General features: G+C 59.6%; 27 protein-coding genes, 4 tRNA genes and 2 pseudogenes. 8 read left to right on the top strand and 25 right to left on the bottom strand.

Annotated features, from left to right (window positions below; all coding sequences use genetic code 11):
- The first annotated feature begins 69 nt into the window (after nucleotides 1-69).
- Both M1D99_RS10335 and M1D99_RS10330 read left to right on the top strand, forming a co-directional pair.
- The gene (locus M1D99_RS10335; RefSeq protein WP_434575109.1) at nucleotides 70-927 is read left to right on the top strand and encodes an AraC family transcriptional regulator; all 858 of its coding nucleotides are present in this window, start codon (nucleotides 70-72) and stop codon (nucleotides 925-927) included.
- Between the two features lie 29 nt (nucleotides 928-956).
- Nucleotides 957-1,172, top strand: coding sequence for a DUF6434 domain-containing protein (locus M1D99_RS10330; protein ID WP_186707508.1), 216 nt, complete (start codon nucleotides 957-959; stop codon nucleotides 1,170-1,172).
- A gap of 30 nt (nucleotides 1,173-1,202) precedes the next feature.
- Here M1D99_RS10330 and M1D99_RS10325 read toward each other — a convergent pair whose 3' ends face one another.
- The 4 genes from M1D99_RS10325 to M1D99_RS10310 form a co-directional block, all read right to left on the bottom strand.
- Nucleotides 1,203-1,403: a hypothetical protein gene (locus M1D99_RS10325; protein ID WP_013693816.1), complete on the bottom strand. Its 201-nt coding sequence runs from the start codon at nucleotides 1,401-1,403 to the stop codon at nucleotides 1,203-1,205.
- A gap of 135 nt (nucleotides 1,404-1,538) precedes the next feature.
- A complete protein-coding gene (locus M1D99_RS10320; protein ID WP_186707507.1) occupies nucleotides 1,539-2,084 on the bottom strand; it encodes a DUF4410 domain-containing protein in 546 nt (181 codons plus the stop codon).
- Between the two features lie 482 nt (nucleotides 2,085-2,566).
- Nucleotides 2,567-3,328, bottom strand: coding sequence for a hypothetical protein (locus M1D99_RS10315; RefSeq protein ID WP_434575107.1), 762 nt, complete (start codon nucleotides 3,326-3,328; stop codon nucleotides 2,567-2,569).
- A gap of 113 nt (nucleotides 3,329-3,441) precedes the next feature.
- Nucleotides 3,442-4,002, bottom strand: a complete 561-nt coding sequence (locus M1D99_RS10310; RefSeq protein WP_186730732.1) for a TetR/AcrR family transcriptional regulator — start codon at nucleotides 4,000-4,002, stop codon at nucleotides 3,442-3,444.
- Nucleotides 4,003-4,128: 126 nt separating this feature from the next.
- Here M1D99_RS10310 and M1D99_RS10305 point away from each other — a divergent pair, with 126 nt between their 5' ends.
- From M1D99_RS10305 to M1D99_RS10295, 3 genes and pseudogenes are all read left to right on the top strand, one after another.
- Nucleotides 4,129-4,773 (top strand): DJ-1/PfpI family protein, encoded by a 645-nt coding sequence (locus M1D99_RS10305; RefSeq protein WP_434575105.1) that lies wholly within the window; start codon nucleotides 4,129-4,131, stop codon nucleotides 4,771-4,773.
- Nucleotides 4,774-4,797: 24 nt separating this feature from the next.
- Nucleotides 4,798-5,322 (top strand): DUF2867 domain-containing protein, encoded by a 525-nt coding sequence (locus tag M1D99_RS10300; RefSeq protein WP_186707503.1) that lies wholly within the window; start codon nucleotides 4,798-4,800, stop codon nucleotides 5,320-5,322.
- A 133-nt stretch (nucleotides 5,323-5,455) separates the two neighbouring features.
- Nucleotides 5,456-5,764 (top strand): annotated as a pseudogene (locus tag M1D99_RS10295) (addiction module antidote protein).
- 138 nt (nucleotides 5,765-5,902) lie between these two features.
- On the opposite strand, the gene M1D99_RS10290 reads toward M1D99_RS10295, so the two are convergent.
- The gene (locus M1D99_RS10290; RefSeq protein ID WP_018610855.1) at nucleotides 5,903-6,175 is read right to left on the bottom strand and encodes a hypothetical protein; all 273 of its coding nucleotides are present in this window, start codon (nucleotides 6,173-6,175) and stop codon (nucleotides 5,903-5,905) included.
- Nucleotides 6,176-6,546: 371 nt separating this feature from the next.
- Here M1D99_RS10290 and M1D99_RS10285 point away from each other — a divergent pair, with 371 nt between their 5' ends.
- Both M1D99_RS10285 and M1D99_RS10280 read left to right on the top strand, forming a co-directional pair.
- A complete protein-coding gene (locus tag M1D99_RS10285) occupies nucleotides 6,547-6,834 on the top strand; it encodes a type II toxin-antitoxin system Phd/YefM family antitoxin (RefSeq protein ID WP_458131731.1) in 288 nt (95 codons plus the stop codon).
- Nucleotides 6,824-7,074 (top strand): annotated as a pseudogene (locus M1D99_RS10280) (type II toxin-antitoxin system RelE family toxin). Before M1D99_RS10285 ends, M1D99_RS10280 begins: the two are co-directional and overlap by 11 nt.
- A 73-nt stretch (nucleotides 7,075-7,147) precedes the next feature.
- Here M1D99_RS10280 and M1D99_RS10275 read toward each other — a convergent pair.
- The 5 genes from M1D99_RS10275 to M1D99_RS10255 form a co-directional block, all read right to left on the bottom strand.
- On the bottom strand, nucleotides 7,148-7,897 hold the full coding sequence (locus M1D99_RS10275) for a DUF1828 domain-containing protein (RefSeq protein WP_458132125.1): 750 nt from the start codon (nucleotides 7,895-7,897) through the stop codon (nucleotides 7,148-7,150).
- Between the two features lie 4 nt (nucleotides 7,898-7,901).
- Nucleotides 7,902-8,390 carry a hypothetical protein gene (locus M1D99_RS10270; protein ID WP_434575099.1) on the bottom strand — a complete coding sequence of 163 codons (489 nt, stop codon included), beginning with the start codon at nucleotides 8,388-8,390 and terminating at the stop codon, nucleotides 7,902-7,904.
- A 204-nt stretch (nucleotides 8,391-8,594) separates the two neighbouring features.
- Entirely contained in the window at nucleotides 8,595-8,726 is a 132-nt protein-coding gene (locus M1D99_RS10265) for a YHYH domain-containing protein (RefSeq protein WP_208666147.1), read from the bottom strand.
- 386 nt (nucleotides 8,727-9,112) lie between these two features.
- Complete coding sequence (locus tag M1D99_RS10260; protein WP_458131730.1) at nucleotides 9,113-9,475, bottom strand: hypothetical protein; 363 nt, start codon at nucleotides 9,473-9,475, stop codon at nucleotides 9,113-9,115.
- Nucleotides 9,476-9,714: 239 nt separating this feature from the next.
- Nucleotides 9,715-9,791, bottom strand: a tRNA-Val gene (locus M1D99_RS10255).
- A gap of 183 nt (nucleotides 9,792-9,974) precedes the next feature.
- On the opposite strand from M1D99_RS10255, the gene M1D99_RS10250 reads away from it, so the two are divergent.
- On the top strand, nucleotides 9,975-11,258 hold the full coding sequence (locus M1D99_RS10250) for an NAD(P)/FAD-dependent oxidoreductase (RefSeq protein WP_186707447.1): 1,284 nt from the start codon (nucleotides 9,975-9,977) through the stop codon (nucleotides 11,256-11,258).
- A 191-nt stretch (nucleotides 11,259-11,449) separates the two neighbouring features.
- Here the strand turns inward: M1D99_RS10250 and M1D99_RS10245 are convergent.
- From M1D99_RS10245 to asd, 15 genes are all read right to left on the bottom strand, one after another.
- A tRNA-Asp gene (locus tag M1D99_RS10245) sits at nucleotides 11,450-11,526 on the bottom strand.
- Nucleotides 11,527-11,615: 89 nt separating this feature from the next.
- A tRNA-Asp gene (locus tag M1D99_RS10240) sits at nucleotides 11,616-11,692 on the bottom strand.
- 58 nt (nucleotides 11,693-11,750) lie between these two features.
- A tRNA-Val gene (locus M1D99_RS10235) sits at nucleotides 11,751-11,826 on the bottom strand.
- 169 nt (nucleotides 11,827-11,995) lie between these two features.
- Entirely contained in the window at nucleotides 11,996-12,769 is a 774-nt protein-coding gene (locus M1D99_RS10230; RefSeq protein WP_458131729.1) for an SDR family oxidoreductase, read from the bottom strand.
- The gene (locus M1D99_RS10225) at nucleotides 12,766-13,977 is read right to left on the bottom strand and encodes an O-succinylhomoserine sulfhydrylase (protein WP_186730747.1); all 1,212 of its coding nucleotides are present in this window, start codon (nucleotides 13,975-13,977) and stop codon (nucleotides 12,766-12,768) included. The genes M1D99_RS10230 and M1D99_RS10225 overlap by 4 nt, the downstream gene beginning before the upstream one ends.
- A gap of 57 nt (nucleotides 13,978-14,034) precedes the next feature.
- Nucleotides 14,035-15,540 (bottom strand): amidophosphoribosyltransferase, encoded by a 1,506-nt coding sequence (gene purF / locus M1D99_RS10220; RefSeq protein WP_186707444.1) that lies wholly within the window; start codon nucleotides 15,538-15,540, stop codon nucleotides 14,035-14,037.
- Between the two features lie 40 nt (nucleotides 15,541-15,580).
- Nucleotides 15,581-16,141, bottom strand: coding sequence for a CvpA family protein (locus M1D99_RS10215; RefSeq protein ID WP_030142022.1), 561 nt, complete (start codon nucleotides 16,139-16,141; stop codon nucleotides 15,581-15,583).
- Nucleotides 16,142-16,230: 89 nt separating this feature from the next.
- On the bottom strand, nucleotides 16,231-16,902 hold the full coding sequence (locus M1D99_RS10210; RefSeq protein WP_458131728.1) for an SPOR domain-containing protein: 672 nt from the start codon (nucleotides 16,900-16,902) through the stop codon (nucleotides 16,231-16,233).
- Nucleotides 16,886-18,193, bottom strand: a complete 1,308-nt coding sequence (gene folC / locus M1D99_RS10205; RefSeq protein WP_458131727.1) for a bifunctional tetrahydrofolate synthase/dihydrofolate synthase — start codon at nucleotides 18,191-18,193, stop codon at nucleotides 16,886-16,888. Before folC ends, M1D99_RS10210 begins: the two co-directional genes overlap by 17 nt.
- Nucleotides 18,190-19,110 (bottom strand): acetyl-CoA carboxylase, carboxyltransferase subunit beta, encoded by a 921-nt coding sequence (gene accD, locus M1D99_RS10200; protein WP_003179765.1) that lies wholly within the window; start codon nucleotides 19,108-19,110, stop codon nucleotides 18,190-18,192. Before accD ends, folC begins: the two co-directional genes overlap by 4 nt.
- A 265-nt stretch (nucleotides 19,111-19,375) precedes the next feature.
- The gene (locus M1D99_RS10195; RefSeq protein WP_458131726.1) at nucleotides 19,376-19,999 is read right to left on the bottom strand and encodes a phosphoribosylanthranilate isomerase; all 624 of its coding nucleotides are present in this window, start codon (nucleotides 19,997-19,999) and stop codon (nucleotides 19,376-19,378) included.
- A 63-nt stretch (nucleotides 20,000-20,062) separates the two neighbouring features.
- Nucleotides 20,063-20,887, bottom strand: coding sequence for a tRNA pseudouridine(38-40) synthase TruA (truA, locus tag M1D99_RS10190; RefSeq protein ID WP_003203852.1), 825 nt, complete (start codon nucleotides 20,885-20,887; stop codon nucleotides 20,063-20,065).
- Nucleotides 20,888-21,195: 308 nt separating this feature from the next.
- Nucleotides 21,196-23,793, bottom strand: coding sequence for a FimV/HubP family polar landmark protein (locus tag M1D99_RS10185; RefSeq protein ID WP_458131725.1), 2,598 nt, complete (start codon nucleotides 23,791-23,793; stop codon nucleotides 21,196-21,198).
- 209 nt (nucleotides 23,794-24,002) lie between these two features.
- Complete coding sequence (locus M1D99_RS10180; RefSeq protein ID WP_434574971.1) at nucleotides 24,003-25,013, bottom strand: aspartate-semialdehyde dehydrogenase; 1,011 nt, start codon at nucleotides 25,011-25,013, stop codon at nucleotides 24,003-24,005.
- 311 nt (nucleotides 25,014-25,324) lie between these two features.
- Complete coding sequence (gene asd, locus M1D99_RS10175) at nucleotides 25,325-26,437, bottom strand: aspartate-semialdehyde dehydrogenase (protein ID WP_053185893.1); 1,113 nt, start codon at nucleotides 26,435-26,437, stop codon at nucleotides 25,325-25,327.
- Between the last annotated feature and the right edge of the window lie 4 nt (nucleotides 26,438-26,441).

The raw sequence follows: 26,441 nt of genomic DNA, 5'->3' as shown, positions 1-26,441 counted from the left end.
CGCAAGAACGATCAAATGTTCTCCCCATGCATTTGATAACGTCGCTTTCAGCATTCATGGAGGACCGTCATGCTGAATATCGAAAGGGCCCTGTGGTACATCGAGTTGGAGCTGGGATCCCAACTCGATCTGGGACGTGTCGCGCGCCATTGCAACCTGTCTCCCTTTGCCTTGGCCCGTTTGTTTGCGCTGTCGACGGGCTGGTCGGTGATGCGGTACATCCGTGCTCGGCGGTTGAGCCAAGCAGCACTGGCCTTGCGTCGAGGTGCGCCGGACATTCTGCAAGTAGCGCTGGATGCCGGCTACGGTTCCCATGAAGCGTTTACGCGCGCCTTCTGCGATCTGTTTGGGGTCACGCCGAAGCAAGTGCGTGGGCACGAGGATGAACATCTCTCGCTGGTGGAGCCTTTACGTATGAAAGAAAGGAAGCTCATAACACTCTCCGAACCTCGCTTTGAAACCAGGGCAGCGTTTTTCATCGCAGGTCTGGGGGATCGTTATACCTTCGATAAGAACGAAGGCATCGTCGGTTTGTGGCAAGCTTTCTCCCACTACCTGGGACAGGTACCCGATCAGGTCAACAACTGGAGCTATGGCCTGTGCTGTAACCCTGGACTGGACGGTAGTTTTGAATACATTGCCGGCACAGAAGTGTCCTGCGTCGATGGTCTTCCTCCGGCTTTTCGCTATTTCAGGGTGCCGCAGCAAAACTATGGCGTGTTTCGACACCAAGGCCATATCTCGACGATCCATCAGACGTTCTTCACCATTTTCAATCACTGGTTGCCTGAGTCTGAATATGAGACAGCCGACGCGCCTGAGTTCGAGCAGTACAGCGCGGATTTCGAACCCTCCCGAGGGAAGGGCTACGTGGACGTGTGGATACCGCTTGCTAGACGCCAAGCAGCCGGTGTCATGGATTTATAGGTCTGACCATCCAGTACGGAGCCCGTCCCATGAGTTTTAATTGGCACAGTGACCAGCTCACAAGAGATACGCCAGTTTGCAAGCACTACCGAAACACACAGAACGTCCGCCGATTCATGGTGGAGCACTGCGGCGACAACTTTAAATTTGACCGGGACTTCATGGCCTGGATACGTGATGGCGTCCCGAAAACGCTCGGGGACGCCGTCGATGAGTGGCTGCTGCGCAATCGCGATGACCGTTGATGAGCGGGCATCTCGTAAACACTCTGATGCTCAATGAAGAACCCTGCGGCTCTCCCCAATCCTGATCCTGTCGAGCGCCCTGTTTAAAGCATCTAGGGCATCGAGCAAGGCTTTCGCCTCAGCCTCCCGACCGTCGCCCCAGAGGCGCTCTGCCATTTTGTTCAGTGCCTGGATGGAGCGTTCAATGTCAGCAGCCGTCGCTGCTTTGCTTTCCTGAAGTTTCTTTGGCATTGATTAATCGTCCTTGGGCGCGTTGTTTCATCAGCTTCGACACGAATACATCGCACGGCAGGACGCTAGGCTGGAGCTCCGCACCTTTCACCGCCGATGCCCCGGTTAACCAACACTGGCAAACCCAAGATCGCATTACTTGGCTTTTGCGCTCTTGATGTCACTTATGATTTTCTGAGAAATAGCCTGAACCTGCTCTTGGGTCATGGCCGACATAACGCCTTCCCAAGCCGACGAGGAGGTGTCATAGGTGCGAGTTCCAATCAGGCGGCCTGATTTCAGGTCCGAGTAATCGGCACTGGAATTGACCCACGCATTCCCCACCATGACCCCTGCTCCGTAACGAGCGCCTGGGGTCAGGTAACGGAAATTGGTCACGTTGATCTTGATACCGACACCCTCCTTACCCTCTTGGCTTGATGCCTGAGCCTCTGTAAGCCTGTAGCCGGCGCGAGTTGCTTCGACTTGCAGAGCGTCATTCCACTCCCGCTTCAAGCGAGGCCAGTCCTCGTTTTGTTGAACCTTGCTATTTCCCTCAAAGTTTACGACCAGGTTCTGCTTGGCTGACTCCTGAATGACGAGCGTTTCAGTTCCGCCGCTTTTTACAGAGGCAGCGCACCCGCTCAACATCAAAACTGCAACAGCACAGGACAGCGCAATCGAAAGCTTAGGTGTGTTCATTGAATTTCCATATCCACAAAATCGGTTGAGAGAGGCGTTAAATATCCTCGCCGAGCCAGATGGGCCCACACGCTGGACGCGCAGAATTTAGCACCATTGCTTCGCTGCTACGAGCCAAGGGCGGGAGTCAGAGCAACTGGGACAGCCCTCGATATTGCGTACATTAATCTGTCGGTCTCAAAATCGTGGGTTGTCCCCTTTTTTCGACGCGAAGTCAGCCCTTACACAGGCGCCTATGGACAGGCAACAGGCTCTCGAGACTGCCGCTTCTTCCACAGAATACGACCGTTGATTCTACTGTCAGACCATGACTCGGTAACCAAAGAGCAATCGCCGCTTAGGTTCTCGACAAACGTCCTCGGATAGCCTTCAGGTTCATATCCACCCAGACGCATCCAATTTGGATCTGGCGAGCTCACTGATTGATAAGGCATACAGGCTGCCAATGTGACCAGCGAAAGTGCCAACACTACCTGTTTCATTTAATTCCCAATCAATTTGACGAGTGTCCGGGCAAAACGCGGCGTATAGATTGACTGGATGTTTTCCCAGCGCGAGTTACGACGAGGACTTCCTGCAAGTGCAGCTATAGAACCCACCTCAAACGGCGGACACCAGAAGGCTGAGGACAGACCGCGATTTGAGTTCACGTGTAATCGGACCGCCTCATAATCGCGGTCTGCCCGCGTTTTCCTGGCGTCCGCAGCGCACAAAACCATTGTCGCAAGTGACGATGAAGAGACATTCGATTTGAGCTCATGATCACTGTCGAGCCCGCTGTAACGCCACCCTGGTGATGTTCGCTCCCTACGGGCTCGGCTCGTCAAGAAAGCACGAAAACGGCGGAAAAGATTTAAATTGGACCAGGCCATATCCAGGCGTGCCTGCACCATCTCATTTTTCGCCTGGACGATCTGCCCTGCCAAACTTAACGCCCTTTTTTTGAATTCCCTGTGAAGCGCCTCCTCCTCGGTCTCGTTTCCCTGTGGCTTAACCGTCATCTCGGAAAATGTGAACAGAACTTTGTCGCCGAGCACATAAAACGTGCCCCTACATTTTTGTATACCGCCTTGAAAGATAAAATCCACCGAACTGAACGCATGTTCGTCCGTGTTTACGTAATACAGCGGCTCACCCTGAAGATTTCGAACTATTCCGTCCTGATGAAGCCGGCCCAAGGGCGCCCCATCGCTGCCATTGCCTTTGAAGACCAGGTAGCGGCCGTTCGTGTAGTTGTACGGCATTATCGGTCCTCATCCCGAATAGACATCGAAACACATGGCTTGCCCATTCGCAGCTCATTCATGGCCTTTTCCCACAACGCTATCAGGTCAGGCACTCCCCTGCTCATTTCTTCTCACGACCTGGACCGCCACGGTGGAAGAACCCCTTCGAAAAGCGAAAAGGCTCGATGCACGAAACGGTTGAAGCGAGCGGCATCACGCCGCAGCCCCGCCTGCTGCCCCCCAATCAAGCACAGGTGGGCCACCTGCCCCATCACTTCTGCTTCGCCTGGCCGATGGGCCAAGCGACGACACGTCCGTATCGCGAAGTCCAATCGTCGTGCGTCAACACGCTGCTGAACCTCGCCTACCAACGGATCGTGCAGCGACCAGGCCCGGATGGAAACTTCTCGCCCAGGTTGTTTCTCAGCAGCGATACTCAAGTAGCGTTTCAAGATTTCGCCCGCGCTACGACCTTGCGCCGCAAAAGCGAGCATGCGCTCCGTGTAGTCTTCTTCCCAAGCGGCCAGCAAGGTGCGGACAAAGTCTTCGCGATTGCGGAAATGGTGATAGAACGATCCGCGGGTCACATTCAATCGGCGCGATAGACTCTCGGCTGACACGCCAATATGCCCTGTCTGGTCGAGGGCCTCGAAACCAGCCGCGATCCAATGGTGACGCGTTAGTTTTTCCATCCGTTATTTCGCTCCTAATTTATCGCCATACAGGCTGTGTATGGCGCGCAACCGATCGATACCCTGCGAACACCAGCAAAGATGGCCGTTGCGTTTTGCACGCCAGCACTTTTCATGGAGCTCGCCTTGAAGAAAATCGTCCTGGTTGCTTTCGACCAATTCACCGATATCGACCTATTCCTGATGTGGGACATCTTAGGCCGCAACACCGAGGACTGGCACGTCCGAATATTGGGTTCCAGCCCTGTCGTACGATCGGCGCATGGCCTGCCTGTTTCGGTGCACGGTCCGCTTTCCGAGGCCAATAGTGCCGACGCGGTATTGTTCGCCAGCGGCAAGGAAGGAATACCCGCCGCACTGGCCTCCCCGGATTTCCTGCCGTCGTTTGAACTTGACCCCAGACGCCAGCGAATCGGCTCCATCTGCGCCGGCGCTTTCATTCTCCAACGGCTTGGGCTGCTCAGCGGCCGAGCAACGACACACCCGGATGCACGATCGGGCTTGCAAGCCCTGGGACTCGAGCCCGTGGATCAACCCCTTGTATGCCAGGGCAACGTCGCAACCGCTGGCGGATGCCTTTCGGCGCTCTATCTGGTGGGATGGTTGGTTGAATCCTGGTTCGATGCCGACAAGCGCCGTGCGACGCTGCTCCCTGTCCTGCCCGCTGGGCAGCAGGCGCTGTATGATGCGCTGATCGGGCTCAGTATCCGACAAGGAGAAGTGGCCGCCTCCCAACAAGAAACGCGACAAGGCATGTCATCTAATTGGTAGTTAGTACTCAGGAAGAGATCCCCGATGCCCCGAGAATTTGAGCTCATTATGTCTGTGCCGGTCCCCTCGAGGTCCGGCGTCACCCACCTTTACAAGTCGACGAACCTGGCGGACGCTTTTGCGATTCGACTCCCTGCGGGCACATCCAGCGATCCAGAGGTGCTCGCTCGATTCATCCTTTCCCACCAGCCATCCTGGATCGGATGGCTCATGAAAGTCCGAGACACTGTCGTTGCCTGTTTTGGGCTCAAGACAGCCAGGCATTTGGCAACACTTGCTCATCGGATTCAAATCTTCAAGGTCTACAGCACCGACCAGACTGAAATCGTGTTGGGAGAGGACGACAAGCACCTCGACTTCCGCATATCGATCCTGTGTTCTGGAGAGGTAGAGCAGGAAGGCAGTCGCCAATTGGTTTTTTCAACCGTGGTGCAGTGCCACAACCGACTGGGCCGGGCCTACATCTTCGTAATTGCGCCATTTCATCGCTTGGTTGTTAAGGCGAGCCTGCGCCGTGCAGCGCGTATTGGTTGGCCTTTGGCTGCCTGAGGCGCGACACCACAAACCCCGTGGCGAGGGAGCTTGCTCCCGCTGGGTGGCGAAGCCGCCCTAAAAAGGGATGGCGAAAGACTAGGAACAGACCAGGGTTTTGAGCTAAGAAATTGGCAAAGGAGATTTGAACATGAGCCAACACTTGACGACATTTGACATGGTGGCACTGCTCGATAGCGACGAAGCAATCAGTGAGTACCTTTCTCAAGTGCTGGCTGATGGTGATAGCGAGGAGTTTCTCCGAGCGATCGGTTATGTCGCCAAGGCCCAAGGCATGGCGCAGATCGCTAAAGACTCTGGCAGGGGCCGAGAAAGCTTGTAGAAGGCGTTCGCACCTGGATCAAAGCCGAGATTCGATACCGTACTCAAGGTCATTCATGCGCTAGGCATTGATCTTCATGCGCAGCCTGGGCATGCGGGTAATCATTCACCAGCCTGAGAGTGGGTTCCTTCTTGTTCTTTGGCTTGTCCTCTTCTTGACCCATGCCCAGCAGTCAATCGGGACACATTCCCTGGCCCTCTTGAATTTTTTCCCAAGCTTTATGAAAACGGGCGACTGATTAGTCGCCCGTTTTCATTATTCCGCCACCTGCGCCCGCAATCGTCTTCCGATCACATCCATGACATCACAACCATCGCGTAACGATGTGGTCAGCAATTTACAAAAATCAGTGAGCACCACGGTGTCTGAGCTGATGTCCGAGCGAAACGCGATATTTTCCAAGACTTGGGTCACCGTGCGGATGCGGTAATCGGCGGTTTCGAAAAGGACGTCTAGAGGCGCTTCGGTGTCGATGAGCAGGGTTGCGGGGATGCAGTCGATGCCGGTGATGGGCATGTATCGGGTCATGAGCAGTACCTCTTCAATTGATAAGGAGCAGGAGCTTCTGCGCTTCATTCAATCGAGTCGCCAAACCCGAATCGCCATCTGGGCGACAGGGAGACAATAAGTCGCCATTCCAGATGCTGCAATGCGCTGGTTTCCGAGGTTTGTGTAGGAATTTGCGTCAATGCCTCTCGCGGCGCTCGTTTGAGCCTTCATAAGCCACAGCGGCAAAAAAACCCTCTCCTTTTCCCTTTTCCCGCCCTCCTTTCTCCCGCAACAAAAACGTCCGGCGCAGTCAAGCTCCATCCAACCTTAGAACGAGGGATTGGAACGCTGAACGCTTGCCTACACAGCACCAAAAGACCAGAATAACGACCTAAATCGGAGTCTTATCTATGCAGAATATCCTGGCCGATGTGGCCGTCAGCGTATCCGAACTCAAGAAGAATCCCTCTGCGGTCCTGAGCGGCGCCAACGGCTTGCCCGTGGCCGTGCTGAATCACAACCGCGTTATGGGTTACATGGTCCCTGCCAACGTGTACGAGGCGATGGTTGAGCGCTTGGACGAACTGGAACTGGTTCACTTGGTCAAGGCACGGCTCGACGCCAACGAAACACCCGTTCAAGCATCTCTCGACGATCTCATCAGCGAGGCCGAGGCAGATATCGCCAATGGCCGTTGAGTACGGAGTCGAGTGGGATCCGAAAGCGCTGAAGGAACTGCGCAAACTCGACGGCACCATCCGCCTCCAGTTCTTGCGAAAGCTCCAAGAACGGCAGGCCGGGCCACGAGTGCCAGGAGATGCGCTTCACGGGAAGAAGGATTTCTACAAGATCAAATTGCGCGGAGCCGGCTACCGACTCGTGTACCGCGTTGAGAATGCACGGATTGTCATTCTGGTGCGACTGTCGGCAAGCGGTAACGAAGCGGCGTCTATGATTCGGCCAGGAATCGGTAGGCAGATACAAGCAGCCCGGCGCAGGGCCGGGCTGGAGTCAGTGAACGGCGGAGCTGTAATGCGCCTGGAAGTCACTGAACAATATCGTTGGGGACAGTCCGCCAAGAACATTGATTTCGTCCTCGGCTTTTTGTTTCTTGTCCCGATCATCAACTATGAACAATACATCAACTGGCTCTTCGGATTTATTGATGATCACGGCCTTCCTGAGCCGAGCATTGATTGACTGTTGCACCGGAGCGACAGCATCAACGTATGTATCTCCCCACAAGAAGTCGAAGGTGACATCAACCTTGCCTACCCTGAGAGCAGCATTTCTGAGCAGCTTCCTTTCCGGGTCTTTGGCCCGAAGCAGCATTTCAACTTCCTCAGTCAACGAGAAGTCAGTATCTCCTTCAAAAAACCTGTCTTCCTCCCAGGTAGCAATCGCAGCCATAAGCCGAAGAATCTTCGCTCCCCAAATATCGAGATCATCTTCGGGAAAAACGCATTCAAAGGCGCCTGCGCTGGTCAATTCAAAACCGTGGCGGACGCCAAGATTCTCGAGACCTTTCCAGTTTCTCTTGTCGCCGAGAGCGTAGCCAAGCGAGCGAAGCGCGAAAATTGTTATTCCGTCATCGGTAAATTCAATATGGTTTCCACGCTTAATCAGGTAGAAATCGAGAGGCTTTCCCCCTGGCAAGGTTATAGGCGTGCTTATGTAGGTAGCCGGTCCGCTACCTACATTAACGGTCTGGCAATGCCATCCCGATTTTGAGAAAAAATCTCCGCATCCAATGCTGCACATACCCTCACCCAAATAGATCGTCCTCGAAAGGAGTCGATATTGAACGACCACTGCTGCTTACAATTCTAGCGTGGCGCACGAATCGCTCAACCCACCGGCGCTCGGTGGCACCACTGATAGACGACCGGACCTTTTTCGTCACTTGAGCCAAACGCTCGTCACCAAGATGAAGGTGAGGCCCGAACATGTCCATTCCTTTTTCTCTATGGGATCGCTCATGCTCTGGCCAAACCTCAAGCATGAAAACGCGGCGCTTTTCCTTGCCCTCCCGGTACATAAGCCCATAACTAACCCGCTCGCCCATCCTCCCAGGCTGAAACTCGCCCTTGAAGTATAGATGCGGAATGGTAACGCGACGATCATCCAGCAGCATGCTGGTAGCTTCAAGCCATCCGCTGTGGGAGGGCTTTTCGGACCACTCCACATCTTCCGATAGAAATTTTATCCGCTGGCACCACTGGCGACAGTCGTCTAGCCAGGTGTCTTTGTGCATTACCACTCCTTGATGTTGTTGACGTACTCAGCCTCACCCGCGCAGTCATTCCCGCCTTCGCCTATCTCCATCCCCTAGTTTATGGTCGACCGCAACGTCAGATCTGCGCTAGACCGCTTGAAAGGGGCGATCCTCTTGAAGGCCGAGACGCAGCCTCCTGATTCGGCCCGGTTAACCGTGCCTGGGTCAAGAGTTCTAAGGCGATCAGTGACAGTGACGTGTTCCAGCTTTCTTGTCGTTATGACAGCCCTGGCTGTCCGTGCGGCCACCGTGAGCGATTGCAGAAACAGAGGCGACTGCGAGAACTGCGGCCAGTACAAGGGTGATGATTTTCATAGTCCACTTCCTGTGATGGTTTCCTTTGACGGATGCGCAGAATTTAGCACCATTAATTCGCCACTACGAGATGAAGGTAGCCCTCTCGTTCGGCCTGGAGAACGTGCCCCCCCCTAATCGCTTATCAGCGATGCGCCGGTTTGAGGCGCTGATGTTCATGTTCGTCTACGTCGCATTCACGGCTGCCTGGTTTGGCTTTGCCGACGGAAAATCGAGGACAGACCACGTTTGAGCTGGTAATCGGACCGTATCACAATCGTGGTCGGCCCCCGTTTTCCCTCAAACGGTAAAATCCTTGATTATCTGGTCTAGTGCAAAAGGATGGGCTGCGAGTGCCAACTCGATATCAGCCCGCAATTCAGGATGGATTTCGACTCGAATAACCACTATCCGACTTGATCGATCAGACGCTGAGTGTTGCGTGTCGTCAGGGTTTTCAGCCCTTCCAAGTCGATATCGCTCTCGATGATATTCGGAACGATGGTGCGTTGGCGTATAAGGGAATCATTCATCGCCGCGACCGAGCGTGCCTTAGCTACAGCTCGAAGCAGCGTATTGAGCTCTTTTTCGCGCCCAAGCGGAGCGCCAACTTCACGGAGCTTCTTCTCTGCGAACCTCAGGTTATCTGCGACCAGGCCAAAAGGGTGGCCTTCCAGATAACGTTCGGGAACGCTTTCCTCGCATAAAATCTTGGTGCATTGACTCATGTCTGTATCGAGCTTGCTCAGATCGGCAACAACACGTTTCATAAGAAACTGCACATTAACGCCACCGATACGCCTATCCATCGCCTTACCAAACCTCTTTCCTGAAAACGCTCAGAGCGTAACGCGATAAAAAACCTCCGGCGAGGGGCTTGGGGTCAGATTAGTGCCCTTGAAGACATTTTCAGAAACCTCCTACGTCGCAGCGTTAAAAACCCCCAGACGCAAAAAGGGCCCACCTTTCGGTGAGCCCTTCTAGACCGCCCAGCAGAGCGGATTTTGTTTGGTAGGCGCGATTGGACTCGAACCAACGACCCCCACCATGTCAAGGTGGTGCTCTAACCAACTGAGCTACGTGCCTGCTGTGAGGCGGCATTCTACGGAATTCCGGAGGGGTGTCAACACCTTTTTTTCACCTAACCCTATGAATATGCAAAATATTTAATTTCCCTGCCGCAACGAAGAATCGGGGGTGGCTGGCGGCCGATTTTTATCTCGGGTAGGATCGTCGCATTCGTAAAAAATATAAAACAGAGGTTCCAGAATGACGAACACATCCTACCCAGCGTCCTATTACGCCGCATCGGCCAACCCGGCGCCGTCGCGCCCTGCCCTGCAGGACGATGTCGAAACCGATGTGTGCGTGATCGGTGCGGGGTATACGGGGTTGTCTTCTGCGCTGTTTTTGCTGGAGAACGGTTTCAAGGTCACCGTGCTTGAGGCCGCCAAGGTCGGCTTTGGCGCTTCGGGTCGCAACGGCGGGCAGATCGTTAACAGTTATAGCCGCGACATTGATGTGATCGAGCGCAGCGTCGGTCCTCAGCAGGCGCAGTTGCTGGGCAACATGGCGTTCGAGGGTGGACGGATCATTCGCGAGCGGGTGGCGAAGTATCAGATTCAGTGTGATCTGAAGGACGGCGGTGTATTCGCCGCCCTGACCGCTAAACAGATGGGCCACCTGGAGTCGCAGAAACGTTTATGGGAGCGTTTCGGTCATACCCAGCTGGAACTGCTGGACCAGCGGCGCATTCGCGAGGTGGTGGCTTGCGACGAGTATGTGGGCGGCATGCTCGATATGAGCGGCGGGCATATTCATCCGCTCAACCTGGCGCTGGGCGAAGCGGCGGCGGTGGAGTCGCTGGGCGGGGTGATTTATGAGCAATCGCCCGCGGTGCGCATCGAGCGTGGCGCCAGCCCGGTTGTGCATACGCCGCAGGGCAAGGTGAGGGCCAAGTTCATTATCGTGGCCGGTAACGCTTACTTGGGCAACCTGGTGCCGGAGTTGGCGGCCAAGTCGATGCCTTGTGGTACCCAGGTGATCGCCACCGAGCCGTTGGGCGATGAGCTGGCTCGTAGCCTGTTACCACAGGATTATTGCGTTGAAGACTGCAACTACTTGCTCGACTACTACCGTCTGACAGGCGACAAGCGTCTGATCTTCGGTGGTGGCGTGGTATATGGCGCGAGGGATCCGGCGAACATTGAGGCGATCATTCGGCCGAAGATGCTCAAGGCGTTCCCGCAGCTCAAGGACGTGAAGATCGATTACGCCTGGACCGGCAATTTCCTGCTGACGCTGTCGCGTCTTCCGCAGGTCGGGCGGCTGGGGGATAACATTTATTATTCCCAGGGCTGCAGCGGTCACGGCGTGACGTATACGCACTTGGCGGGCAAGGTCCTGGCCGAGGCGCTGCGTGGGCAGGCTGAGCGTTTTGATGCGTTTGCGGACCTGCCCCACTACCCCTTCCCCGGCGGTCAGTTGTTGCGTACGCCGTTTGCGGCGTTGGGGGCTTGGTATTACGGGTTGCGGGATAAATTGGGGTTCTGAGGCCACCTACAACAAGGGCTGCTACGCAGCCCAGCGGGAGCAAGCTCCCTCGCCACGGGGTTTGTTCCAATCTTTCAAATCCCGAAAACAAAAAACCCCGGTCTTTCGACCAGGGTCTTTGCTATCGACTAAAAGGAGCTTTGCAGCTTTCTTCCTAGCTTCAAGGCGTTCAGTGGGCCTCGAAGCAGATATGGCGCAGCGGACGGGACTCGAACCCGCGACCCCCGGCGTGACAGGCCGGTATTCTAACCGACTGAACTACCGCTGCGTATCGCTATGGACTTGCGTCCAGTTAACTCGTCTGATCAAAACCCTTGGGTCTGGATCTCGAACCAGGCGAACCTGCTTCGGAAAATATGGCGCAGCGGACGGGACTCGAACCCGCGACCCCCGGCGTGACAGGCCGGTATTCTAACCGACTGAACTACCGCTGCGCGTCGGTGGAGGCTTTTGACAGCTTCCGTCTTGCTTTCGCAAAACTCTCGTAAAACATGGTGGGTGATGACGGGATCGAACCGCCGACATTCTGCTTGTAAGGCAGACGCTCTCCCAGCTGAGCTAATCACCCTTTGCTTCGTTGAGGCCGCGAAATTTACGCAGGTACCGAAGCTAAGTCAATAGCAGCGTTGGATTTTTTTCAAAAACAGTTTCAAGCGGCAAGCGCCAAGCTACAAGTAAAAGCACCGGACCCGCACCACGCTGCTTGCAGCTTAAAACTTGCCGCTTGCAGCTGCCCCTCACTCATAAATCATTTTCTTGGTCATGCCACCGTCCACCACGAACTCCTGCCCCGTGACAAAACCGGCATTGCGCGACAACAGCCACGCCACCATCGCCGCTACGTCCTCTACCGTACCGACCCTGCCGGCAGGATGCTGGGCGTGATCGGCGTCGGTCAGGGGTTGCGCGCGACGTTGGGACGGATCCCGTGCATCGATCCAGCCGGGGCTGACAGCGTTGACCCGGATCTCCGGCCCAAGGCTGATCGCCAGGGCATGAGTCAGGGCCAACAGGCCGCCCTTGCTCGCCGCATAGGCTTCTGTGTCCGGTTCTGACTGCGCAGCGCGGGTCGAGGCCAGGTTGACGATGGCGCCGTTGTGGGCGCGCAAATACGGCGCGCAGTGCTTGGCCAGCAGCATCGGCCCACCCAGGTTCACCGCCAGGACCCGATTCCAATAAGCCAGGTCCAGGCTTTCCAAGGTAATGTTGTGCGGATCGGCGATGGCCGCGTTACACACCAGCGCGTCCAGCCGTCCGAACTGTCCAAGCACCTCGGCGATACCGGTGGCAACCTGCCCCTCATCCGCCACGTCCATGGCGATGAACCAGGCATTCTCACCCAGGCTCTTCGCCACCTTGGACCCGCGCTCGCGATCCAGATCCGTCAGCACCACCTGCCAGCCTTCACAAATAAGCCAGGCGGCAATGCCCAGGCCAATGCCCCGTGCGGCGCCCGTAACCAGTGCAACCCGGCCATGAGTGCCGCTCGGCGGCGTAGCCAGCTCGATCACAAGGCCGCCAACCCGCGGGCCAGGTCGACTTGCAGGTCCGCCACATCTTCCAGGCCGACCGCCACGCGGATCAGGCTGTCACGAATACCCGCCGACTCACGTTCCTGGGGCGACAGGCGACCGTGGGACGTAGTGCTCGGGTGGGTAATCGTGGTCTTGCTGTCGCCCAGGTTGGCGGTGATGGAGATCAACCGGGTCGCGTCGATGAAGCGCCAGGCGCCCTCCTTGCCGCCCTTGACCTCGAAGCTCACCACCGCGCCGAAACCGCGTTGCTGACGCAGGGCCAGGTCATGTTGCGGATGGCTCTTGAGGCCGGCGTAGTGCACTTTCTCGATGCCGTCCTGCTGCTCCAGCCACTCGGCCAGGGCCTGGGCGTTGGCGCAATGGGCTTTCATGCGCAGGCCGAGGGTTTCCAGGCCCTTGAGGAAAATCCAGGCGTTAAACGGGCTGAGGGTCGGCCCAGCGGTGCGCAGGAAACCCACCACTTCTTTCATCTGCTCGCCACGACCGGCCACCACGCCACCCATGCAACGGCCCTGGCCGTCGATGAACTTGGTTGCCGAATGCACCACCACGTCCGCGCCCAGCTTCAGCGGTTGCTGCAGCGCCGGGGTGCAGAAGCAGTTATCGACCACCAACATGGCGCCCTTGGCGTGGGCGATTTGCGCCAGCGCGGCGATGTCCACCAATTCGGCCAGGGGGTTGGAAGGCGACTCGACGAAAAGCAGCTTGGTATTGGCCTTGATGGCAGCATCCCAAGCGGACAGGTCCGCCAGGGGCACGTAGTCGACTTCCACACCGAAACGCTTGAAGTACTTTTCGAACAGGCTGATGGTCGAACCGAAGACGCTGCGCGATACCAGCACATGATCGCCGGCACTGCACAGGCTCATCACCACGGCCATGATCGCGGCCATGCCGGTGGCGGTCGCCACGGCTTGCTCGGCGCCTTCCAACGCGGCGATGCGTTCTTCGAACGCACGCACGGTCGGGTTGGTGTAGCGCGAGTAGACGTTGCCCGGCACTTCGCCGGCAAACCGCGCCGCGGCGTCGGCGGCGGTGCGGAACACGTAGCTGGAGGTGAAGAACATCGGATCGCCATGTTCGGCTTCCGGTGTACGGTGCTGACCCGCGCGAACCGCCAGGGTATCGAACGCTACGCCTTCAAGGTCGCTGTCCAGCCGACCGGCATCCCAATCCTGACTCATGCTGCCACTCCTGTAATCGGTTAAACGCAAACCGGCCCCTTGGGGCCGGTTGGTGACTCAGTTGTTGTACAGATCAATGATCGCACTGACCGCCTGGGTCTTGGCCTTGGACGCATCGTTACGCGCGTTCTCGATCCTGTTCAGGTAGACCTCGTCGATGTCGCCGGTGACGTACTTGCCGTCGAATACCGCGCAATCGAACTGCTCGATCTTGATCTTGCCGCCGCCCACTGCTTCGATCAGGTCCGGCAGGTCCTGGTAGATCAACCAATCGGCGCCGATCAGGTCGGCCACGTCCTGGGTCGTGCGGTTATGCGCGATCAGCTCGTGGGCACTCGGCATGTCGATGCCGTAGACGTTCGGGTAGCGCACGGCCGGGGCCGCGGAGCAGAAATACACGTTCTTGGCGCCGGCTTCACGGGCCATCTGGATGATCTGCTTGCAGGTGGTGCCACGGACAATGGAGTCATCCACCAGCATCACGTTCTTGCCGCGGAATTCCAGTTCGATGGCGTTGAGTTTCTGGCGTACGGATTTTTTCCGTGCGGCCTGGCCCGGCATGATGAAGGTCCGGCCGATATAGCGGTTCTTCACGAAGCCTTCGCGGAACTTGACGCCCAGGTGGTTCGCCAGCTCCAGGGCCGCGGTGCGGCTGGTGTCCGGGATCGGGATGACCACGTCGATGTCGTGTTCCGGACGCTCGCGCAGGATCTTGTCGGCCAGCTTCTCGCCCATGCGCAGGCGCGCCTTGTAGACCGAGATGCCGTCGATGATCGAGTCCGGACGCGCCAGGTAGACGTGTTCGAAGATGCACGGGGTCAGGGACGGGTTGGTCGCGCACTGACGGGTGTGCAGCTTGCCATCTTCAGTGATGTAGACCGCTTCGCCCGGGGCCAGGTCGCGGATCAGGGTGAAACCCAGCACGTCCAGGGACACGCTTTCCGAGGCGATCATGTACTCGACGCCTTCGTCGGTGTGACGCTGGCCGAACACGATCGGACGGATGCCGTGGGGATCGCGGAAACCGACGATGCCGTAGCCGGTGATCATCGCCACGACTGCGTAGCCGCCCACGCAACGGTTGTGCACGTCGGTCACGGCGGCGAACACGTCTTCTTCGGTCGGCTGCAGCTTGCCGCGCTGGGCCAGCTCATGGGCGAACACGTTGAGCATCACTTCCGAGTCGGAACTGGTGTTGACGTGGCGCAAGTCAGACTCGTAGATCTCCTTGGCCAGCTGCTCGACGTTGGTCAGGTTGCCGTTGTGCGCCAGGGTGATGCCGTAAGGCGAGTTGACGTAAAACGGCTGGGCTTCAGCCGACGTCGAGCTGCCCGCGGTCGGATAGCGCACGTGGCCGATACCCATGTGGCCGACCAGGCGCTGCATGTGACGCTGGTGGAACACGTCACGCACCAGGCCGTTGTCCTTGCGCAGGAATAACCGGCCGTCATGGCTGGTCACGATACCGGCAGCGTCCTGGCCGCGGTGCTGGAGCACGGTTAGCGCGTCATACAGCGCCTGATTGACGTTCGACTTACCGACGATACCGACGATGCCACACATGCGACGCAACCCCTACTTAATGGATCTGAACTGAACACACTTACTGCGGCGTTTTGGCCGTCGGCAAGAGGTGTTCCTTGAACGGTATTTCAGCGGGTACGCTGATACCGCTGGCAAGCCACTGACTGCTCCAACCCAGGATCAGGTTTTTGGACCAGTCTGCGACCAATAGAAATTGTGGCACGAGCCGGGACTCCTGCCACCACGTATCCTGCTGTACCGGCCCCAGGCTCAAGAGCCCGACGGCCACGACCACCAGCAACGCGCCACGCGCCGCGCCGAAGGCCATGCCCAGGAACCGGTCCGTCCCGGAAAGCCCGGTGACGCGAATCAGTTCGCCGATCAGATAATTGATCATTGCGCCCACCAGCAAGGTGGCGATAAACAAGATGGCACAGCCCGCGATCACGCGGGCCGAGGGAGTTTCGATGTATCCGGCGAGGTACTGGGACAGCGAACCACCAAACATCCAGGCGACGACTCCCGCGATGATCCAGGTCAACAGCGAGAGGGCTTCCTTGACGAAGCCGCGGCTCAGACTGATCAATGCGGAGATGGCGACGATCGCAACGATCGCCCAGTCAACCCAGGTAAATGGCACGGTGCAGCCTACAGACGGATAAGGCGGCGCATTTTAGCAGAGCGCAGGGCTGTCGGTAAGCTGCGTGATTCAAATCAGCTAAAACGCTGTCAGCCGCGCTCTGGCTGGAAGCGCACCACGAAACCCTTGAGGTTCCGCTGGCGACTGAGCAGGTCACGCAGGCGGTCGGCCTCGGCGCGCTCGATCAGCGGACCGACGAACACCCGGTTCTTGCCATCGGCGGAACGGATATAGGCGTTGTAGCCCTGGCTGCGCAAGGTTTTCTGCAGGTTCTCGGCACTTTCGCGACTGGTCAGGCTGGCCAGTTGTACCGACCAACTGACCGACAGGCCATTGGCATCCACACGGCTCTGGGTCGTGTCCGGCTTGGCCGGAGCAGCGGTGATCGGCTGGCTCGGGGCCGGCTTGACCGCCGGCGTCGACGGAACAGGCACGGGTGCGACAGACGGTTTGCTTGGCGCGGCGGGAGCCGGCGTGGCAGACGCAGGTGCAATCGGCGTGGAAGGCACAACAGGTTGCTCAGCCAGTTCCTCGTCGCTTGGCACAGGCTCTTGAGGCAACGCCTGGGGCTCAGGCACGACCACGGGCTCGACCTGTACGGGCGGCATCGAAGGCGCCTGGGGCGCGGCTGGCGCGTCGACCGTGACCTGGCGCTGCTCGTCCTGACGGGAAAACAGCATCGGCAGGAAAATCACCGCCAGGGCCACCAACACCAGGGCCCCGACCATGCGCTGCTTGTACGCCTTATCCAGCAATGCCATCTGCAGCTTCCTCCGTGGAGCGCCGGGCCAACCATTGAAGGGCCTCGGCAACACAAAAAAATGATCCGAACAGCAGGATTTCATCATCGGCCGTCGCCAGGGCACACTGCCCTTCCAGGGCGGCGGCCACGCTGGCGTAGGCTTGCACTGGAGCGCCATGACGCTGCAAAGCGCCGTGCAACTCAGAGGCCGTACGCGTGCGCGGCGAATCCAGCGGCGTCACCGCCCAGTGCTGGACACTAGCATTCAACGCCTCGACAACGCCATCCAGATCCTTGTCGGACAGCAGTCCAAACACCGCCAGGCGCCGCCCTGCCACGGGCCGCCGCGCCAGGCGCTCGGCCAGGTACTGCGCCGCATGGGGGTTATGGCCGACGTCCAGCAACAGGTTCAGGCGCTTGCCTTGCCAATCGAACTGACGGCGATCAAGGCGCCCGACCACACGGGTCGCCTGCAACGCCTGGACAATTTGCCCGGCTTCCCAGGGCAAGCCGAGCAACAGGTAGGCCTGGAGCGCCAGCGCGGCGTTTTCCATCGGCAGGTCCAGCAGTGGCAGATCGCGTAACTCCACCGGATTGCCGCGCGGGTCAGTGCCGCGCCACTGCCAATGCTGTTCGGTCATCGCCAGGTCGAAATCCCGCCCACGCAGAAAGAACGGGCAACTGAGCTCGCGGACCTTGTCCAGCAATGGCTGGGGAGGATTGAGATCGCCACAGAGTGCAGGCGCTCCCTGGCGAAAGATGCCGGCCTTCTCGAAGGCCACGGATTCGCGGGTATCGCCCAGGTAATCGGCATGATCCACGCCAATGCTGGTGACCAGTGCGATGTCGGCGTCCACCAGGTTGACCGTGTCCAGGCGCCCGCCCAGGCCGACTTCCAGCACCACGGCATCGAGACCGGCACGGGCAAACAACCAGAACGCCGCCAGGGTGCCCATCTCGAAATAGGTCAGGGTTGTATCGCCTCGCCCGGCTTCCACCGCGGCAAAGGCTTCGCACAGCTGGGCGTCCGTGGCTTCGACGCCGTTCACCTGCACCCGCTCGTTGTAGCGCAGCAGATGTGGCGAGCTGTAGACACCGACGCTCAGCCCCTGGGCCCGCAGCAGCGAGGCCACGAAGGCGCAGGTCGAACCTTTGCCATTGGTGCCGGTGACGGTGATCACCCGGGGTGCCGGCTTGGCCAGTCCCATGCGGGACGCTACCGTTCGCGAGCGCTCCAGCCCCATGTCGATGGCTGTTGGATGCAACTGCTCGAGGTAGGCAAGCCAGTCGCCCAAGGTGCGTTGGGTCATAGCCCGGCAGGCACTGGCGGAACGACGATCGGCTCGATCGGCGCGGCGACGAACTTCGGCGTCGGCAGCCCCATCAGTTGCGCCAGCAAGTTGCCCAGGCGCGGACGCAGCTCCTGACGATGGATGATCATGTCAATGGCGCCGTGCTCCAACAGGAATTCACTGCGCTGGAAGCCTTCCGGCAGTTTTTCACGCACGGTCTGCTCGATCACACGCGGCCCGGCAAAACCGATCAGGGCTTTCGGCTCGCCGACGATCACGTCGCCCAGCATCGCCAGACTGGCGGAAACACCACCGTAGACGGGGTCGGTCAGCACCGAAATGAACGGAATGCCTTCTTCACGCAGACGCGCCAGCACCGCAGAGGTCTTGGCCATTTGCATCAGGGAGATCAGTGCTTCCTGCATCCGCGCACCACCGGAAGCGGCGAAGCAGATCATCGGGCAACGGTTTTCCAGGGCATGGTTGGCGGCGCGAACGAAACGCTCGCCGACGATGGCGCCCATGGAACCGCCCATGAAGGAGAACTCGAAAGCCGAGACCACCACCGGCATGCCCAGCAAGGTGCCGCTCATGGACACCAGGGCGTCTTTTTCACCGGTCTGCTTCTGGGCAGCGGTCAGGCGATCCTTGTACTTCTTGCCGTCACGGAATTTCAGGCGATCCACCGGCTCCAGGTCGGCGCCCAGCTCCACGCGGCCTTCCGCGTCCAGGAAGATATCGATACGGGCACGCGCGCCGATGCGCATGTGGTGGTTGCACTTGGGGCAAACGTCCAGGGTCTTTTCCAGCTCGGGACGGTACAGCACCGCCTCGCAGGAGGGACATTTATGCCACAGACCTTCAGGCACCGAGCTTTTCTTCACCTCGGAACGCATGATCGAAGGGATCAGTTTGTCTACCAACCAGTTGCTCATGCTTTCTTTCTCCAGTACCGGCGGCCCGAACGCTCTGGTTCGCGGCCCCGCGTATGCCCTTGAGCTAAATTCATTGTGCGGCGAGGGTCGAACGGCCACCACGGTCAGCGCGAAACATGACCTGCGTGCAGCCCAACCTCCTCTGCCATCCCGGCAACCGCTGCACCGCGGTTGCCCCTACGCTATCGGCCCACCCGAGGGCGGTGCCTGCCTGCTTTGTACAGTGCAGGTATGGACGGCGGCAGTCTGCCAGCCGTCACATTGACTACTGGCTGTTGCGAACAGCAGCCAGGAATGCACGAACCTTTGCCGGATCCTTGATGCCCTTGCCCTGCTCCACCCCGCCACTCACATCCACCGCATACGGACGAACCTGGCGAATGGCCGAGGCGACGTTTTCCGCCGTCAAGCCACCGGCCAGGATGATCGGCTTGCTCAGCCCTTGTGGCACCAGCGACCAATCAAAGGCTTCGCCGGTACCGCCGGGCACGCCTTCCACATAGGTGTCCAGCAAGATGCCGCTGGCACTGGCAAAGGCTTCGCAAGCGGCGGCGATGTCGTCACCGGCCTTGACCCGCAACGCCTTGATGTACGGACGATGCCAGCCTTCGCAATCGGCCGGAGTTTCATCGCCATGGAACTGCAACAGGCCCAGCGGCACCGCATCGAGGATCTCACCCAGCTCGCAACGACTGGCATTGACGAACAACCCTACCGGGGTCACGAACGGTGGCAGGGCCTGGATGATCGCCCGCGCCTGCTGCACCGTCACCGCCCGCGGGCTCTTGGCGTAGAACACCAGCCCGATGGCATCGGCCCCGGCCTCGACCGCCACCAACGCGTCCTCGACGCGAGTGATCCCGCAAATCTTGCTGCGAACGACCGGCATGGTGGCTAAAACCTCGGGCAAATCCTTGAAAGTCCCGGATGGTAACAAATGCTGCGGAGGGCGTCAGCCGTCAAGTTCCGAGAAGCCCGTGAGGAAATGTGGCCCGATGTAACGCTCTGGCAGTTCGAATTCATCGCGATATTCGACCTGCACCAGATACAAGCCAAACGGGTGCGCCGTGACGCCACCGGAACGGCGAATGCGACTGTCGAGCACTTCCTTGATCCATTCCACCGGCCGCTCGCCGGCACCAATGGTCATCAGCACGCCGGCAATGTTGCGCACCATGTGATGCAAGAAGGCACTGGCGCGGATGTCGAGCACGATCATCTTGCCGTGACGGGTCACCCGCAGGTGATGCAACTCCTTGATCGGCGACTTGGCCTGGCACTGGCCGGCACGGAAGGCGCTGAAGTCGTGGACGCCGACCAGGTATTGCGCGGCCTCGGCCATGCGCTCGACATCCAGTGGGCGGTGGTTCCAAGTGATCTCTTCGTTCAGGTGCGCCGGGCGGATCTGGTCGTTGTAGATCACGTAGCGGTAACGCCGGGCGATGGCCTTGAAGCGCGCGTGAAAATGCGCCGGCATCACCTTGGCCCAACTGACGCTGACGTCGTGGGGCAAGTTGATGTTCGCGCCCATGACCCAGGCCTTCATCGAGCGCTCGACCTGGGTGTCGAAATGCACCACCTGGCCACAGGCATGCACACCGGCATCGGTACGGCCAGCGCAATGCAGCGACACGGGTGAATCGGCGACTTTGGACAGTGCGTTTTCGAGGGTTTCCTGCACCGTCAATACACCAGACGCCTGGCGCTGCCAGCCACGGTAGCGCGAGCCTTTGTATTCAACGCCCAGGGCGATCCGGAAAAAGCCGTCGGCCGCCATTTCGGCGGCCGGGTTGTCTATGTTTGCCAAGGAATTACAGCCTGCTGAGGTACGCAAAGGCGGGCATTATAAGGCCGGCTGGGCGGGATGCCAGTGCAATAGATGGCCCTGTGGTGAATGGAGTGACACCATCGTCGGATCGCCGCCCGAAGCAAGCTCGGCTCCCACAAGGATTTGTTAACGCCGCAAACCAATGTGGGAGCGGGCTTGCTCGCGAAGACGGCGGTACAGTCAACATTGATGTCGCCTGACACATTGCCTTCGCGAGCAAGCCCGCTCCCACACCTATCGGCTTAAACCCGACAATCTCACGCCAAGCGCGACAACATCTCCTGCGCTTCGCTCTTCTGGGTGGCGTCGCCTTCGCTGAGGACTTCGCCGAGGATGTCGCGGGCGCCGTCATTGTCGCCCATGTCGATGTAGGCCTGGGCCAGATCGAGCTTGGTCGCCACCTCATCGGTGCCGCTGAGGAAGTCGAAGTCCGGTTCGTCTTCAGCGCCAACCAGGGCATCTTCGGCGGTGAACGTCGGCTGGCCCAGGCTGTCGGACAGGCGATCCAGCTCGGCGTTGACATCGTCCAGCTCGGACTCGAAGGCATCCTTGGGCGCATCGTGCGCATCCATTTCGTCCGACAGGGACAGATCGAAATCCGCCGGCAGCTCAAGATCGTCGGCCGGCGTATCGGCCAAGGCCGGCGTTTCAGGCGCAGGCACATCCAGGCCCTTGAGGTCGTCGTCCAGGTCCAGCAGGAAGTCTTCATCGTCGAGCGCAGGGATCGGGGTCGGCGCATCGGCGCCCAGGTCCAGGTCGAATTCCGACAAGTCATCCAGGCTTTCGTTGGCCTCGGTCTGCTGCTTGAGCACCGATTCGAAGCTCAGGTCGTCGTCTTCCGGGAACGCGTCCAGTTCGGCGACAGGCTCCGGTGCCGGCGCGACCGGGGTCGTCTCCAGGTCATCCAGGCTCAGGTCGAAGGCGCTGTCCAGCTCCTCATCGGTCGGCGATTTGTCTTCCAGCAAGTCCTTGACGTACTGCGCGTCCAGTTCTGCCGCAACGGCCGCAGCGGCCAGGCCAGCGGCGGTCGCGACCACCATGGCCGGGAAACGGCTTTTCAGCTGTTCGACCTGGGCGAAGTTGTCGCCATTGGCCACCAATTGGCGTTCCTGGGCGACAAAGGCGTCGCGGTCGCCCTGCTGACCGTAGACTTCCATCAGTTTCAGGCGCAGGTCGCTGCGCTGGGGCTCGGCCTTGATGCCCTGTTCGAGCAGGTCGGCGGCCTGGTTCAAGCGGCCGCGGTCGATATGGGACTGGGCCTGGGGCAGCACGTCGTCGGAGCGCTCGGCGGCCGGGGCCACCAAGGGCGCGGCGATAGGCGGCGTGACCACCACGGGCGCGACCACCGGGGCCGGCTTGGGCACTGGTGCAGGAGCCGGCGCGGGTTTTGGCTCGAGTTTTACGCTAGGCGGTGGAACATCAATGCCCTCGAAGCTGCTCGGGGGCAGATCGAGCTCCGGGGAGAAGTCAGCCTCCTCCTCAAGGGCCCGGGCCATGCGCAAGTGTTTTTCCGCTTCCTGCTGGGCTTTGCGGCGACGGGCGAGCAACAACAGCAGCAACAGCAGGAGCAGCGCGCCACCGCCAATCAAACCCAACAGGATCGGATTGGTCAGGAGGTCATTGTATTTTTGCTCGTTGGACGCGGCAGGCGTCGGCTCGACCGCTGTGGCAGGCGGGGTCGCTTCCGGGGCCGGCGTGGGTGCAGCTGCCGGGGCCTGTGGCGCTGGCGCAGGGGTCAACTCGGCGGACATCGCCGGGGGCACCTCGCCAACGGGTGCCTCGCCAGCCGGAGGAATGGCGGCGCCTTCGGCCTGCATCTTCGCCAGTTGATTGTTCTTCAGCTCGATCAGGCGCTGCAGCTTGTCCAGTTGGCTCTGCAGATCCGCCATGCGGCTTTTCAGTTCTTCGTTATCCCGGCGCGCCGAATCGAGGCTTTCCTGGGTAACCGCCAGCTTGTTGGAAAGCGCCTGGGCATCGCCGGCAGCACCCTTGCCGCCCGCCTTCGCCGCATCGGCCGACACCAGGCTCAAGTTGTCGCGACCGGCCGCCTGGGCCGGCGCGCCTTCACCACGGCCACGCTTGGTGGCGTCCAACTGCTGCTTGCCGGCACCCGCCACGCCACGCCGTCCCGAGCGCCAGGCGGCGTTCTGCGCCGCCACTTCGGCGATGGCCTGGGGTTGCGGCAACGCTGTGCTTTGTACCGGGTCAGGCAGGCGCAACACCTGGCCGGTCTTGAGCAGGTTGATGTTGCCATTGATGAACGCGTTCGGGTTCAACGCCTGGATCGCCAGCATGGTTTGCTGGACCGATCCACCGTTGCGCACCTTCGCGGCGATTTCCCACAGGGTATCGCGCGGCGTGGTGGTGTACTGGGAAGGCTTGGTGGCCCCGGTGACCGGCGTGGACACGACCTGGGGCGGTTTCGCCCGGGCGGCATCGGCGGCCTGTGGCGAGAATTTGGATGGGTCGAGCAGTACGCTGTAGTCGCGCAACAGGCGGCCGTTGGGCCACATCACTTGCACCAGGAACTTGACCATCGGTTCGGACAACGGCCGGCTGGACGTGACCCGCAGGACACTCTTGCCGTTGGCGTTGATCACCGGGGTGAAGCTCAGGTCGCTGAGAAAGGCTTGGCGATCAATGCCCGCCTTGGCGAATTCTTCGGGTGGAGCCAGGCTCGGCACCACTTCGGCGGCAGTCAGTTGCTGGACATCGAGCAGTTCGATTTCGGCGACCAGGGGCTGGTTCGGCGGCGACTTGAGGGTCAATTCCCCGAGCCCGAGCGCTTGCGCCATACCGGAGGACAGCGCCGAGGCGGCCGCTATTGCTAACACCAGTTTGCGAACTTGAACCATAGCCTCTTCCTTTGTTTGAACATTCCTCGGCCAGCGAGAAGGTATTGATGCCGCTGCCGTAAGGCATTGCGCGCAGCCCTGAAGCGACGGTGCGCGCGATCATTTCACTCATGCCCCGGGAAGTCCCCCAGAGGGATGTTCGCCTTCAGCATTCCGACCAAGCATAGCGCCCAGCTAGAATCATTCGACAAATTGACGCCAAGTATCTTTTACAGCAACTCTTTTATCAACAACTCAGCCACCTGCACGGCATTGAGCGCCGCGCCCTTGCGCACGTTATCTGACGTCAGCCACATATTTAGTTCAGCCGGATCGTCGATCCCACCGCGTACCCGACCAACGTAGACCACATCCTGCCCCACTGCATCACCCACCGCGGTCGGGTAATCGCCCGCCTCCACCAACTCGATACCGGGCGCCGCTTCCAAGGCCGCGTTCACCTTGGCCAGGTCGACGGCATTGGCAGACTGCACGGTCACGCTAAAGCTATCGCCAAAAAACACCGGGGCTTGAATGCAAGTGACGGAAATCTTTAACAAAGGTTGATTCAGCACCTGGCGCAACTCACGGACCAGGCGCTTTTCCAGCGACGTATGGCCCTGCTCGTCCGGCGCACCGACCTGGGCCAACAGATTGAACGCCATTTGCCGGTCAAAGAACGCTGGCTCCAGCGGACGAGCGTTGAGCAGCTCGGCGGTCTGGCGCGCCAGCTCGCTCACGGCCACGCGGCCCTGGGCCGATACCGCGAGGCTGGCGGTCAGGCTGATGCGCTGCAGATCCAGGCATTCGCGCAGCGGCGCGAGCACCACCGCCAAGGCCGTGGCCGATGCGCTGGGGCTGCTGACCTGCAGCGGCTTGCCCAGGCCAGCCAGGACCTGGGCGTTGGCTTCCGGCACGATCTGCGGCGCCTGCTCGGGCGGCAACGCGCCGGACAAATCGATCAGCGCACAGCCGGCCGCCGTGGCTCGCGGGGCGAAACTCAGGGTCACCGCCGGGCCGGCGGCGAAGAACACCAGTTGGACTTTGCTGAAATCGAATTCGTCGACCTCGCGTACCCGCACGTTTTTATTGCGAAACATCACCGAGCTGCCTGCCGATTCGCTGCTGGCCAGCAGATGCAGGTTGCCGACCGGGAAGTCCCGCTCTTCGAGAATCTGGACAAGGGTTTCGCCGACAGTACCGGTGGCGCCGATCACGGCAATATCAAAGGACTGGCTCATGGGTCTACCTCAGGTAAAACGTGGGGAGCGGCACTTTACCGGGTGGTGGGTAGGCAGGCAATTGGGCAGGGGGATTTGCGGTGCCTGGGTTGGCCCCATCGCGATCAGGCTCGCTCCCACAGGTTTTGTGACCACTGAAGATCCAATGTGGGAGCGGGCTTGCTCGCGAATGCGGTGTGCCAGCTAAAAACTAGTGACTGACACTCTGCTTTCGCGAGCAAGCCCGCTCCCACAATTGATCCCATGCATCCAGCTCCATAAAAAAACCCGCGCCTCTCACAAGGCACGGGTTCTTTCACAGCGACAATCGATCAACGCTCGAGCAGGATCCGCAGCATGCGGCGCAGCGGTTCGGCCGCGCCCCACAGCAGTTGGTCGCCGACGGTGAAGGCACCGACGAATTGCGAACCCATGTTCAGTTTGCGCAGACGGCCCACCGGTACATTCAGGGTGCCGGTGACCTTGGTCGGGCTCAGCTCCTGCATGCTGGTCTCGCGATTGTTCGGCACCAGCTTGACCCAAGGGTTGTGCTGGCTGATCAGGCCTTCGATGTCGGCGATCGGCACGTCTTTGTTCAGCTTGATGGTCAGCGCCTGGCTGTGGCAACGCATGGCGCCGATGCGCACGCAGATGCCGTCCACCGGGATCGGGCTCTTGAAGCGACCCAGGATCTTGTTGGTTTCGGCCTGGGCCTTCCATTCTTCACGGCTCTGACCGTTAGGCAGTTCCTTGTCGATCCAAGGAATCAGGCTGCCGGCCAGCGGCACGCCGAAGTTTTCGGTCGGGTAGGCATCGCTGCGCATCGCCTCGGCGACCTTGCGGTCGATGTCGAGGATGGCGCTGGCCGGGTTGGCCAGGTCATCGGCGACGGCGGCGTGGGTCGCGCCCATCTGCTTGATCAGCTCGCGCATGTTCTGCGCGCCGGCACCGGACGCCGCCTGGTAGGTCATGGCGCTCATCCACTCCACCAGACCGGCTTCGAACAGGCCACCCAGGCCCATCAGCATCAGGCTGACGGTGCAGTTGCCGCCGATGTAGTTCTTGGTGCCCGCGTCCAGCTGCTGGTCGATGACCTTGCGGTTCACCGGGTCGAGGATGATCACCGCGTCGTCCTGCATGCGCAGGCTGGAAGCGGCGTCGATCCAGTAACCCTGCCAGCCGGCTTCACGCAGCTTGGGGAATACTTCGCTGGTGTAGTCGCCGCCCTGGCAGGTCAGGATCACGTCGAGGGTCTTGAGCTCTTCGATGCTGTAGGCATCCTTGAGCACACCGGTGTCCTTGCCCACGGACGGGCCCTGGCCACCGACATTGGACGTGGTGAAAAACACCGGCTCAATGAGATCGAAATCCTGCTCTTCCAGCATTCGCTGCATGAGCACGGAACCGACCATGCCGCGCCAACCGATCAGACCTACACGTTTCATCGCA

The sequence above is a fragment of the Pseudomonas sp. R3-41 genome (genome assembly GCF_054161485.1).
The sequence above is the reverse complement of the archived record's forward strand: the minus strand, read 5'-3'. Positions and strand labels throughout refer to the sequence as shown.